This is a genomic window from Paenibacillus monticola (assembly GCF_009664975.1).
Taxonomy (GTDB): domain Bacteria; phylum Bacillota; class Bacilli; order Paenibacillales; family Paenibacillaceae; genus Paenibacillus_AQ; species Paenibacillus_AQ monticola.
Window position 1 is genome coordinate 35373 of sequence record NZ_WJXB01000016.1, and the last position, 13493, is coordinate 48865.

General features: G+C 43.6%; 9 protein-coding genes. 8 read left to right on the forward strand and 1 reads right to left on the reverse strand.

The window, feature by feature from the left end; all coding sequences use genetic code 11:
• The first annotated feature begins 149 nt into the window (after positions 1 to 149).
• The 4 genes from GJB61_RS27615 to GJB61_RS27630 all read left to right on the forward strand — a co-directional run bounded on the left by GJB61_RS27615 (position 150) and on the right by GJB61_RS27630 (position 8048).
• Positions 150 to 311 (forward strand): DUF255 domain-containing protein, encoded by a 162-nt coding sequence (locus GJB61_RS27615; RefSeq protein ID WP_154122359.1) that lies wholly within the window; start codon positions 150 to 152, stop codon positions 309 to 311.
• 42 nt (positions 312 to 353) lie between these two features.
• Positions 354 to 4337, forward strand: a complete 3984-nt coding sequence (locus GJB61_RS27620; RefSeq protein WP_154122253.1) for an AAA domain-containing protein — start codon at positions 354 to 356, stop codon at positions 4335 to 4337.
• Positions 4338 to 4732: 395 nt separating this feature from the next.
• Positions 4733 to 5710 (forward strand): hypothetical protein, encoded by a 978-nt coding sequence (locus GJB61_RS27625; RefSeq protein WP_154122254.1) that lies wholly within the window; start codon positions 4733 to 4735, stop codon positions 5708 to 5710.
• Between the two features lie 244 nt (positions 5711 to 5954).
• Positions 5955 to 8048 carry a thioredoxin domain-containing protein gene (locus GJB61_RS27630; protein WP_154122255.1) on the forward strand — a complete coding sequence of 698 codons (2094 nt, stop codon included), beginning with the start codon at positions 5955 to 5957 and terminating at the stop codon, positions 8046 to 8048.
• Positions 8049 to 8192: 144 nt separating this feature from the next.
• On the opposite strand, the gene GJB61_RS27635 is transcribed toward GJB61_RS27630, so the two are convergent.
• Positions 8193 to 9026 (reverse strand): MurR/RpiR family transcriptional regulator, encoded by an 834-nt coding sequence (locus GJB61_RS27635; RefSeq protein ID WP_154122256.1) that lies wholly within the window; start codon positions 9024 to 9026, stop codon positions 8193 to 8195.
• A 180-nt stretch (positions 9027 to 9206) separates the two neighbouring features.
• Here GJB61_RS27635 and GJB61_RS27640 point away from each other — a divergent pair, with 180 nt between their 5' ends.
• The 4 genes from GJB61_RS27640 to GJB61_RS27655 are packed head-to-tail and all read left to right on the forward strand — an operon-like array spanning position 9207 to position 13455.
• Positions 9207 to 10085, forward strand: coding sequence for a DUF8171 family membrane protein (locus tag GJB61_RS27640; protein WP_154122257.1), 879 nt, complete (start codon positions 9207 to 9209; stop codon positions 10083 to 10085).
• Entirely contained in the window at positions 10078 to 11829 is a 1752-nt protein-coding gene (locus GJB61_RS27645) for an ABC transporter ATP-binding protein (RefSeq protein ID WP_154122258.1), read from the forward strand. Before GJB61_RS27640 ends, GJB61_RS27645 begins: the two co-directional genes overlap by 8 nt.
• Complete coding sequence (locus tag GJB61_RS27650) at positions 11804 to 12637, forward strand: energy-coupling factor transporter transmembrane component T family protein (protein WP_338116165.1); 834 nt, start codon at positions 11804 to 11806, stop codon at positions 12635 to 12637. The genes GJB61_RS27645 and GJB61_RS27650 overlap by 26 nt, the downstream gene beginning before the upstream one ends.
• Before the next feature lie 32 nt (positions 12638 to 12669).
• On the forward strand, positions 12670 to 13455 hold the full coding sequence (locus tag GJB61_RS27655; protein WP_154122260.1) for a PHP domain-containing protein: 786 nt from the start codon (positions 12670 to 12672) through the stop codon (positions 13453 to 13455).
• Positions 13456 to 13493: the final 38 nt, after the last annotated feature.

Genomic DNA, 13493 nt, shown 5'->3' on the forward strand with positions numbered 1-13493 from the left:
CATTTAACTTATAGCCTGGGGCAATAATAAAGGTAACCCATATAATATGGAGTTGCCCTTTTTCATACCTGAGACTTCCCCCACCCAGTTGGGTAAACTAACACTAAGGTTTACTTTACACAAATCCCACCGAAAAGAGGTCGCGCTACCTGACAACTCAAAAAGTACCCAATAGATTAGCCGAGGAAAAATCACCGTATTTGCTGCAACACGCACATAACCCAGTGAACTGGTTCCCTTGCTTAGAAGAATCTTCTGACAAAGCTAAACAGGAAAACAAACCTGTCTTCTTATCTATTGGGTATAGCTGACGTTAACGATACACGCGTACCTGTCATTGATGGGATGTTCGTGTGACTCAATTTTCATTAAAGCTTTTGCTGAAACTACAGGCAGGAGCTTTTTTATTGGAAACTATCTTTATCCCACATCTTCAAATGTTCTATAATAAGACTATCTTTTTAGAAATATGGTTTTTTTTGGAGGTTAGTGCCTTGTTGGATGCTCGAACTGTACTTAGGTATTTTATTGAATATGAGAAAAAGACGGCGTTAATGGAAAATTCGCTTTTAAAGGTGGACGGAGAACTCTTTAGTGACGATCAATTGAGTAATACCAGCGATTTAGAAGAATATTCTTTCCGTAAGAAAGTTTCTGCTATATTCAAAAAGGTTACGGATTACAAGGATATAAAAAATCAGCTTAAAAAAGGAAAATACAGCGAAGTTGAGCTCACTTCTAGTATTGAACTTGTTGTTTCAGGAGAAATGGAGACCGCTGATTTTTTATCCTGGCTCTCCTTCGGATACCCGGATAATAGAGTGAATACTGAAGAATTCATAAAAAATTTACTAGTAGATACCACAACAATTTGCTATCCACTTTTAAAGAAAAAAACGAAACAAGAGACGACGATGAAGCCCTTGATCACTTTTATCTGCAGGTTTGAGGAGCAGAAGCTTAAGGTAGATAGTTTTTTTATCAATCGGGAAAGTTTAGAGATCATTGTTGCTAAGCTCACCAATTGTTCAACATCTGAGATTGCTGAGCTTGAAAAAAACAATTTACAGGAATTGTTAAGTGCAAATGACTATACACAACAAACGAATATGTTTGAAATCATAAATATTCTGAATAGAGAGTTATCGTCAAGATACGGGAAAACCCTTGAACATTTTAAATCTTATGAAGGTTGGCAGAAACTCAATCAGGCATTTATTACATTTGAAACATTGGAGGAGATGACAAGACCGATTTTTCAAAAAGAGATTCAACGTATTACTGAATTAGTTTCAGAGAAAGTAAAGTTTCCCGAGTTGTTGTTAACTTATTTAATCGGGGAACAGTCCACTGTAGAGTATAGCAGCTCAGAAGCAGGCAAGTTATTTCATTATGGAAGTTATACAGGTTCTTATCCGATCAATGAGAAGCAATGGCATACGCTTGATGCAGCTCAAAACCACAATCTTTTATCGGTAAACGGCCCGCCTGGAACAGGGAAAAGCACACTGCTCAAAGAAATTTTTGCCGATAATATGGTAAAAAAAGCAATGGGTCTGATTGAGGTTTGGGAGCAGCCATGGGAGCGATTTAAGGAAAGAAGCTGCGAACTTTATCGTTATCCGATTACTGGTAATAGACGAACTTACTCGATGGTTCTAACTAGCACCAACAATAAGGCCGTGGATAATATTGGGATAGAGCTGCTTAAAGAAGTGGCGTACTTTTCTCAATTTGTAACAAACGAAGAAGAAAATGAGCAAATTAACGGCTTCTTTTGCGCAAGATTAGGCAATGCCACAAATAAAGAGTCATTCATCAAGCAATTTGTTCCAATGTTTCTTAAAGGGCTGGAAGCTGAAGATAACCAATATCTCTTGCCTGAGGTAAAGACTCAATTTATTGATACATATAACAAACTTGAGAATATCTATGGTGATATAGAGCGATTCATTGAAGTAAGAGAAGAGACCGTTCGTTTTTATGCTGATAATAAAATAACATCTATAGGCACAGCCGAAGATAGATCTAGATTTGTAAGCGAAAGGGAAGAATCCGAAAGAAGAGCTGTTGAACTCGAAATTTCAATGAGCGATCTGAAGGACAAACTTACAGACTCCGAATGTAAAATGAGAAACTTGGAAAAAGAAATGGAAGACACCGAGTTTCGAGTGCAATCCATACCCGAAGAGATCAAGGAAGGCTACAGTATTTTGGAGAAATATCAAAGATGGAAAAAAGGCAGTTGGTTTGGTTGGTTTATTCCAAAAAGAAAAGTTTTTTTTAAGGAATATCCCTCTGAAAATTATATTGAAAATCGTTTGATTAAAAGTAAAGAAGCCGAAGAACAAGAATTACTAAATAAGCGATTACCTTCCTGCCTAAACGATCTTAATATTCAGAAATCGATTGTATTAGAGATTCAGGAACAGCTTGCTTATCAAGAGAAACAACAACTGGTTTTGACCCGAAAATTGCAATTTCTTTATAAGGTGATTGAGTTGTTGGAATTACAGATGCTTAAGGAACAAGAACTCTGTGATAAGTGGGAGTTTGAAGGAATCTCATTAAACAGCAGGTTTGACTTTTCCAGCAATCCTATTATTCTGAAAAACCGTCACGAATTGTATTTGCTTTCCTTGCGAGTGACAGAACAGTATATTTTACAACATGCAGAAGAAGTAATACATAACTTGAATTTGATATGTGAAGGCAGCTGGTTCAATCCTTTTTTCAACGAAGGAAACAAAAGAGACATTCAATATGCAAAAGGGATTCAGAGTCTATGGGACACAATGTTTCTTTGTTTTCCAGTCGTTACTTCTACCTTACATTCCTTCGGGGAGAGAACCTTTCATTTGTTGCCACAACTAATTGACACCTTACTTGTCGATGAAGCTGGGCAGATTATGCCGCATTATTTGAGCAGCCCCCTGTTTCGATCCAAAAGAGCTATAATCGTGGGGGATATTGAACAATTGGAACCTATAAGACTCTTAAAAAGCAATGTGATTGAGCAATTCCAGCCTATATCGGAGACACATCATGATGTGCTGTGTGTGCAGCGCAACAGTGCACAAAGTTACGTTGATTTTAATTCTGATATATACGAATGGGATTACCAAGGAAAGAGAAAAGGCATGATCTTAACCGAGCATCGCCGATGCGAGGAAAGCATAATGTTATTTTCGAACCAATATGTTTATGGAAACATACTTTCCATCATTAATAAAGATAACTATGAAAAACTGTTTGAACGAAATTTGGTAACGATAGACGTGCGAGGTTTAAAAGATCGCAGAGCCCACTTTAATCTTTCAGAGGTGCAGGTGTGTAAGAATTTAGTAGATACCTACGTGAAGGAATATGGAGAAGTCATTAAAGAACAAATCGGAATTATAACTCCTTTCAGTAAACAAAAGGAAAAGCTGCAAGCAGCTATTCCTGGAGTAGATATCGGCACTGTGCATACCTTTCAAGGGCAGGAGAAGAAGTATATAATTTTCAGCTCAGTCATCGATAGTGACAATCCCAAAAAACAAGGTCTTGCTGCATTTATTGGTGGCCGGACTAATCTACTAAATGTAGCTTTATCCCGTGCCAAAGAACAGTTTGTGCTGATTGGAAATCTAGATGTTATTTCCAATCTCAAAAATAATTATTTGCATCATGTTCTTCAGATCATTATGGAAAAGGGTATAGGCATTAGCCCTTATGACGAACAATTTCATACTGTAAGTCCAAGTAAGGAAACTATTTCTTTTGCGTTGTTTACTACTCCCAATGATAAGCAAGAGAAGGAAAATGACATATTTTCGGCATACATTCGTGAACATATACCGCAACATCTGATATTATCACCAGAAGAGCATTATCAGGTGCTAATAGAAGCAATGCGTTATGCAACAAAATCAATAGTCATTTTTTCACCTTGGATCATGCCATACGTGGTCAATGATGAATTTATTGATATAGCTAAGGCAGCGATGGAAAAAAACGTGGAACTCCGAATTGGTTTTGGATATAAAGGGGGGAAAGGGATCGATATCAATGATGTTAATAGTATTGTTTTGAAGGACTACATATATGGTGAAAAATCCGATATTGAACTATCCATTTCAAAGCTGAAAGAGGTAATGGGAGAGGCTCTTCAATATATTCCTCCTATTCATTCGAAAATTTTGTTGGTTGATGATAAGTATTTGTTTATCGGTTCTCATAACTGGTTATCCAAAATTGGAAAGGTTAGCAAACGTGATGAAGTAAGCTGTTTGATCGTTGAAGATAGTATGATTCAGTATTTAAAAGAAAGATATATTCATATTAGATTGAAATAAGAATGTGCCTGTTATAAGAAATTTGAATTAATAGATGTAAAAGGTAATACAACAAATTAAGTTATCGAATCATGTTAAATGGGATATTGTGGGTGGGAATTCCTGGGGGCCTTGGCGGGATTTTCTGGACCACTCCTCATCTGGAAAATGGTGATTACTCGGTTTCGTAGCTGGCGTAAGGGATAGCAAACATATCGGTCTCCCCTGAATTTGAAAATATCATGATTGATATGACTACATCCCTATTCACCAACATAGAGAGGGGAAGAATCAAGGAAATTGGATGCTCTAGAGGTTGAATAACCACTAAATTCACGCGATTTAGGTTTTCGCTCATTTTTTTGTTGTATTATGGATAAAATGTATAATTTGTAAAACATAATAGGAGGTAAATAATGTTAGATAAAATCGATAATGTAAAAACTTTTAGTGATGATAATCCATATGAAATGCTAGAAGTAAAACCATATATTATTTACGAGTTTTTTAAGATATATAAACAATTGGAATTTTTGGAGAAGAAGAGAGAGATATATTTATTGTTGAGAGGTAGTCGACACAATCCTGATTTTTTTACTATGTTAGATAAACATTTTATTGTAGGCATAAAAAGTAATTACTTTATGCAAAATAATTTTAATGAATATTTTTTTTATATGAATAATAATTTGAGCATAGCCGAGGAGATTAAGAAATTAATTGAAGATATTAATAAGATATTAATTGATAAAGGGTTACAAGGACAGTTGAAATATAATGAATTATTGAGAGAGGTTAATAATAAGTCTATTGAGTTAAACGATTTAAGATTGTACTTATATTCCTTTCTTCATAATATTGGAAATAAATGGACCAACAAAAAAAATAGTTTTTTAATATCAAATACATACGGTAGAAGAAAATTTGATACTGCAAAAGAATTTGCTATGACAGAGAATAATGCAAATGATACGGTGCCCATTATTCATATTAACTATGTTTGTACTTCTTCAAGATATTACATAGCCACAAAATTATTAAATAAATTTCTAGAGAATGAGCAAATAGAATGGTATGAAGATATTCATTCAGAAATTATGATGTTAGACGGATTATTGCCACAAACTAATTTAGGATTTTTGAGAATAAATAATGATGACTCTTATGACTTAATTATTAACCCATGGTTAGTGAAACAGATTACTAATAAAAAAAGATTTAGTTGGACAGCTGGTATACAAATCGATCAAACGAATTTCTATAAATTCGCAAACGAGCTTGGTTATAACAAGTTTTTTGAACAATATATTGATGGAACTAGAATTTATAAAGATATTAATGATACCAGAGTAAACCATACGAGAGGTTTTCATACACGTAATCGACACAACTAACACAAGTTTCAACTGCAGGTATGTTCCCTCATTTGAAAAAAAAGAAAAAGCTGATTTCAGTGAAAAAATTATAAGGACAAGTGGAATAGGCAAGATAAACATCTTATGTCCTAAGGCCTTTAAATTTATAAATACTAAAAGATTGGACGAAGTCATATTTATATTGCGCCTTCCCCCACCTTTTTGGGTAAACTAACCATAAGCAATACTTTACCAAAATCCAACCCAAAAGAGGTGATGCCCCATGACAACTCAAAAAGTACCCAATAGATTAGCCAAGGAAAAGTCCCCATACCTGCTGCAACACGCACACAACCCCGTGAACTGGTTCCCTTGGGGAGACGAAGCCTTTGCCAAAGCCAAGTCCGAGAACAAGCCGATTTTCCTATCCATCGGCTATTCAACCTGCCACTGGTGCCACGTAATGGAGCGCGAGTCCTTCGAAGACGAGGAAGTCGCCAGCTTGCTGAACGAGAACTATATTGCTATTAAAGTAGATCGCGAGGAGCGGCCGGATATTGACGCGCTGTATATGTCAGTGTGTCAGGCGCTCACAGGATCGGGCGGCTGGCCGTTGACGGTGCTGCTGACGCCGGAGAAGAAGCCTTTTTATGCGGGTACTTATTTTCCGAAACGGCGGATGTTCGGGCGGTTGGGAATCATGGATGTTCTGGAACAAATCCGCGACAAATGGGCACAGGACGGAGCTTCTTTTACCCGGCTTGGAGACGATCTGCTGGCTGAGCTGCAGTCGTCAGAGCAGAAGGATCGCCAAAGTGGAAGCGCTGAAGTCGGTGAAGAGCTGCTGCATGAGGCCTTCCAGTTGTACGAGCGCCAGTTTGATGAGCAGTACGGCGGGTTTGGCAATGCACCGAAGTTTCCTTCGGCGCATAATCTTTCTTTTTTGCTGGCTTACAGTCAGGCCTATGATAAACCGGAAGCGTTGCAAATGGTGGAAACTACCCTGGAATCGATGTTCCGTGGTGGATTATATGACCATGTTGGTTTTGGATTTTCGCGTTATTCGACGGATCGGGAGTGGCTCGTTCCCCACTTTGAGAAAATGCTCTATGATAATGCGCTGCTGGCTTACGTCTATCTGGAGGCTTTTCAGATTACCAAAAAGCCATTATATGCGGAGATTGCCGAGAGCGTGTTTACGTATGTGCTGCGGGATATGACTTCACCGGAGGGTGCGTTCTATTGTGCGGAGGACGCTGACTCGGAGGGTGAAGAAGGGAAATTCTATGTGTTCTCCCGGGATGAGATTGAGGAGGCGCTTGGCTTGGAGGATATGCATTCCTACTGCCATGTGTACGGGATAACACCGGAGGGGAATTTTGAAGGCCGTAATATTCCGAATCTGCTGCAGGACATGCCGGATAAGATGGCAGAGAAACTGGGCATGAATCCGCTGGGCTTGCGAACCCGGATGGAGGAATGGCGGGAGAAGCTGTTCGCATATCGGGAGCAGCGGATTCATCCCTCTAAGGATGACAAGGTGCTGACGGCTTGGAACGGGCTGATGATTGCGGCGCTGGCCAAAGGCGCGAAGGCGCTGCAACAGCCGGAGTATGCCAAGGCTGCAGCCACTGCCGCAGATTTCATATGGGATAAGCTGCGGCGTGAAGATGGCCGACTGTTGGCCCGCTATCGGGATGGAGATGCGGCTATACCGGGTTATGTGGACGATTACGCCTTTATGCTCTGGGGTTTGACGGAGTTGTATGAGGCTACTGGCAAGGCCGTATATCTGGAACGGGCACTAATCCTGAAGGATGGACTGCTGGAGTTGTTCACTGACGAAGAGCAAGGTGGATTCTTTTTTAGTGGCCGGGATGGGGAGCAACTGCCGATTCGTTCCAAAGAGCTGTATGATGGGGCGATGCCGTCTGGTAATTCGGTGGCTGCCAAGATTCTGTGGAAGTTGGCGGCTGTTACTCAGGATGTGGAGTTAAAAGGAATTGCCGAACGCACCGCCGGAGTTTTGGGAGTCGCAGCAATGGGTTACCCAGCGGGTTATGCGATGTATTTGCAGGCACTATTGGCCATGGTGGGTGGCGGCAAGGAGTGGGTGCTGTCCGGGAAGCACGATGATCCGGCGCTGCACGGAATGCTGGCCCAATTCCAGCAAGCCTATATGCCGGATGCTGTCCTGCTCGTGAAGTGGGAGGGAACTGGAGCGGAAGACATTGTGAAGCTCCTGCCTCATCTTGCCGATAAGCCGTCTATTCGCGGAGCGGCTACTGCGTATGTATGCCGTGATTTTGCCTGCCGGGAACCGATCACTAATGTAGAGGCCGTGAGGGAGCTTCTGGCTGCCAAGGGTAAGGCATAAGCTGCAGGCTGAATATTCACTATGGAGCCGGAAGTTAACGGATGAGATTTTACCGGTTTTATCGGTCTGCCACGAATTGGGGATTGGATTTGTATTCAAAGAAAGCGCCGCAGAGATCAACCTGCGGCGCTTTCTTTGAATACTTCAGTTACGAGGGAGCTTGCTGCCATATTGTGCCCGCAGGTGCTGAAGCTTGTCCAGCTTACGCAGACTGCTGTCCCGGTTCGCAAGTCCGACACCGAGAATCAGATTCTCAATAATATAGGTGGGTCCGACCATGGAGTGAAACTCCCATACTTCTCCCCGTCCGGCGTACAGCACAATATCGGCATCCTGGGAACGGGGGTAGACAAGTCTATCGGTAATCAGGATGACCTGAAACCCTGCTTCACGTGCATAGTCGAGAATAACCTCTGTTTCCGGCAAAAGCTGTACAAATCCGAAGATCAACACCGTATCTCGTTTCCCCGCATGCATTAATGTCTCCAGCAGCTCATGTCCGCTCGGGGCCATTCGCTTAAGGCTTAGTCCGAAGCGCGCCAAGCGATAGCACATCAATTCGGCCAGTCCGGCACAGGGTCCGGGGCTGTAAATATAGATATGCCTTGCCGCCGTAAGGGCATTCACGGCACGCTGCAGCACTTCGTCGGTCAAATAACGCTGCGTTTCTTCTAAGTGGTGCGCACAAATATCCAGCAGTGTTTGAGGCAGAGAATTATCGCCGGTCCGCTGCATGGCATCGCGCATTTTAACTGAAGGCGTGGATTCAAAGCGGAATCGCAGCCGGGATTTGAAATCCTTGACATGTTTGAAGCCAGCGGCTTTCCAGAACCGGGATACAGAGGCAATGCTCACACTAAGCTCGTCAGCCACTTCCTGCTCGGTCATATATACGACGCGCTGCTCATTTTTCTGAATAAAATCGGCAATGATCCGTTGATTCGGTGAAAAAGCGCGGCGGCTCCAATCTTTATACATCTCTATAATCCTCCTACTTATGAATCGTTGAACCCAATATAACCTGCGAAGATGTTGTAAATATTTTTACAACGTTAAAATTATTGAAAGAAATATTACTCTCCTTTAACAAATGGGAAAAGCTGTGCTGACAACTCTTTTTTATACTAAAGATAAATCCCTGTAGGAGGTCATTTGTCCATGAGTACGTTGAAAATGCGTTATACACTGACCCAGTCACAAAAAATGATGATTTTTGTCCTGTCGATGTCGCTTTATGGCTTGTCCAACATGTTTACGGAGCTGATTCCCAGTATCCAGCTGGGTCCTGTTGAGCTGTCTGTTGAATATTTCGCTTTCATTCCTTTGACATTGTGTATGCTATTTCATCCGTTGTATGCTGCTGTAGGAGCCGCTGTCGGCGAAATCATTTTCGGTGAATTAATGCTGGGCCAGTTCGGAGGACTTGGTGAACTCGAGAAGTTCATTACCTTTTCATTAGCGATGTATACAGCAGGGCGAATGGTGTCTGATCCTAAGAATCGCAGGCAGGTCGGTGTAGCAGCTATGATCGGGGTAGCCATACACCAGTTCTTAAGCTCTGTTGTGGATATCGTCAAGGTGTGGGTTGGGGTTGAGGAACTGGAAGCGGTGAAAGGTTTGGCGGAGAGTATCGTCGTGATTGAGGGAGTGGGCTTTCTAAACGATGTGTTGTTCTCGGGTATTTTGTTCGCACTGCTTCCCACCTTGTATCTGGTGCCGCGATTGTACGGGAAGATCGAGCCCTTACTTGGCATGAAGCCACGTGAACGGAATATGAAGTATGCATCGGGTACCTGGCTGTCTCCAAAGTTGGTCATTGGCGGAATTCTGCTGGCTGCGGTCGCGTTGGGGGCAGAGCTTGTGTCGGAATCGGGCTGGAGCATCGGCGAATTTGAGTTGCCTTGGGCAGAATCCAATGAGGAAAGTATGATCTGGCTGAGCATGCTGGTTGCAGCAGTTGTTGCGGCTGTGGTAATAATCTCACTGCTTCGACGTGCGAAGCGCAAGGGACAGCAAGCGGGACAGCTGGATGCGTGAACCGGTTCTTGAGCTAAAGGGAGTGACGTTTACGTATCCGGGGGCTGATCAGCCAGTGCTGCATAATGTATCAATGCGCCTAGTAGAAGGGGACTTCACAGCGGTTATCGGCAGCAACGGATCAGGGAAATCAACGCTCTGCAAATGCTTCAACGGTTTAATTCCACATTATTACAGTGGTGATTTCAGCGGGGAGGCGGTCATTTGCGGCCTGTCAAGTGAAGGGAGATCTGTTGCGGAGCTGTCCAGGCATATAGGCTACGTCTACCAGGATTTCGAGAATCAGCTGGTGCGACCCACGGTAATGGATGATGTATGCTTTACTCCGCTGAATTATGGCTTTGCTGATTATAAGGAGCGGGGCGAGCGGGCGCTGGCCCTGACAGGTCTTAGCGAGCTAAGAAATGAATTCATCTGGCAGCTTAGCGGCGGGCAGAAGCATCTGCTTGCTTTGGCCGGTGCACTCGCCATGGAGCCGGAGATTCTTGTCATCGACGAACCGGTGGCTCAGCTTGATCCGCAGCATGCGCGGCACATCTATGAGATCCTGCGACGTTTGAATGTGGAGTATGGCAAAACAATTGTGGTCATCGAGCATCATGCTGAATTTATTGCCGATTACTGCAGAAATGTCATCCTGATGGACAACGGCAGTATACGCTGGCAGAAGCCTGTTCGAGAAGCGATGTCTTCCGTGGATGAGCTGCTTGCGCTAGGCATATACCCGCCGGATGTAACACAGGCTGCCTGGATGCTACAGCCTGGTTTGCGGTTAGGTAGGTTATATCCCTTGAATGTTGGTGAAGGAAAAGCCTGCTTTATACATCGTGATAAGGAGGTTGTTCCTTCGGTGCTTTTTACCAATGAGGTGCATCTAGTGGAGAAGGAGAAAGAGATTGTCGTACAAATGAAAGACGTCCGGTTATCCTACCGTACGATTCATCGAACAATGAATCCTGTTCTGAACGGAATTGGGCTTACGCTGCGGCGAGGCGAGTCTGTGGCCCTCATCGGCAACAATGGAGCGGGCAAGTCTTCGTTAATGAAGCTGATAGCCGGTATGGTCAGACCCACGGAAGGTACGGTCAATGTAAAAGGAATTAAGGTAAATGGACTGCCACCTGAGCGCTTATCCGGAATAGTGGCTTATATATTCCAGAACCCAGAGGAGATGTTTATAGAGGACTCGGTGCGCAAAGAAATTGCTTATTACTTGAAAGCGCGGAGGCTAACAGATACAGAGGAGAGAGTAGAACAGATGCTGCATGCCTTTCGGCTTAGCGAGCTTGCGGAACAGGATGCTCGTCTGCTCAGCGGCGGCCAGCAGCGCAGGGTATCGCTGGCGATCGGAGCGGCCATTCGTCCTGCGGTCATGCTGCTGGACGAACCAACGGCCAATCTTGATATTTCAACCAAACAGGAAATGGTCAAGGTGCTGGAGACACTTCGCGGCCAGGTGGAGACGGTTGTGATTGCAACCCATGACATGCAGCTCGTGGCGGAATGGGCGAGTAGAATTATCGTTATGCACCAAGGGCGGATTATTGCTGACGGCAGCAAGGACGAGATTTTCGCCGACGGGCAGCTTTTGCAGCGCGCCGGTCTGGCTCAGACTCCATTAATGGAGCTGAGTCAGATGCTGGGACTCCCCCATATTTGCAGCAGCCTGGAAGAGTTTACGCAGAACGTTGCACTTCAGAAGGAGGGACCCGTACATAGTGGATGCTGTCAAACGGGCGCTTGACCGTATATCTGTAGAGCAGATCAAGCTGGAGCTGCTCGGAACCGCTTATAACAGCAGTAGTACTTTTCTCGGAAAGCTGGACCCGCGCACATTGCTGGTATGGTATTTATTTTTTGCCATCGTACCCTGGTTTGTATATAACAGAACAATCCTGCTGGGGATGTTTATCCTAATGGTCATAACTACTGTTCTATCGCGGGTCAGTCCGTATATTTTATTTATTCTATGTTTTGGCCTAATCAGCCAGATTGGGTGGTTATTCCTGTTGTCCCTCTTTTTCGGAGGGGGGATTGAATCACTGCTGCCTATGTTGACACTCACACTTAAATTATCTGTAATCTCGCTGGCGAGCATTACTGTATTTTCCAGTCTTGACCCAGAACGGCTGAGTGATGGCCTGTCGTCGTTAGGTGTGCCGGATATGTTTGCTTTCAGCTTATCCTACGGCTATCGTATCTTACCTACCTTGCTGGAGGAGTTTCACCAAATCTTGCTTTCCTTCAGATTGAGAGGACAAAGACCGCTTAAGCACGGATGGTTGTATTGCAGAACAGCGGTGTATTACTTGCGGATTGTAGTGCTGGTATTTTATCCGCTGATGCTGAACACGGCTAAACGGTCTCGGACAACTATAGAAGCGCTTGAGACTAGAGGCTTTAGTTATGCTCTAAACAACCCCAAGGTGAAGAAGCTCAAGCTCTCCTATTTATTAATGAAGTGGTCCGACTGGTTGTTTCTGTCAGGCTCTTGTCTTTATATCACCCTGCTGTTCTGGCTTGGGTATCTGCACCCTAACCTGCTCTATTAACAGGCAAAGCTTAAAAGGAGACGAAACTAATCATGAATATTGATTTGCATACCCATGGGAAACTGTCTAAGAAATCAGCTTTTTCCCCTGATTATTTCCGGGAAATGATGTTGGAGGCCAAAGCAAATGGATTGCAGGCTCTGGCTTTGACAGAGCATTTTAATACCTCTAATTTCTTCGACATGTACGCAACTCTTGATAGCATGTATCCGTATAACGGCCATTATTATGATGTTGACGGGCTCAAGCTGTTTCCAGGTATGGAGGTGGATATATTCGAGACGGGGCACATCCTGCTGATCGGGCTTAAGGAGAACATTCTTGCTGTCCGAACTTTGCTAAGTGAGCATACCAGCGAAGGTCACTTTGTGCCCTTCAGCAACTTGCTTGATCTGGCCGATTCGCATGACCTGTGGAAAATCGGAGCGCACCCGTTCCGGAGCTCCACGCCATTGCATCATTTGGACCCGAAGTTGCTAAAGCGGTTGGATGCTTTTGATCTCAATGCTAAAGATATTTACATGCAGGGAACGGAAGCTTACACACAGCTGATTATGCCTTTTGCCGAAAAGCTGGATGTTCCGGTGATCGCTGGCAGTGACAGTCATCAATGCCTGCAGTACGGAAGTGTCTTGAATCGGCTGCATGATAGCTGCTCTACAGTAGAGGAGCTGAAGCAGGCCATCCGCCAGGGAAGCTATGAGATCGAAATTTCTCCCTGTCTGGAGACTAAAGTGAAGGCATCCGTCATGATGAAAAAGCTGTTGAAGCAGCTGCTGGGAGAGGCCCCGTCAAGGGAAGAGGCAGAGACCGAATAATGGGTTTAGTTGCACATCCAAACAACCTGCTGCCAATC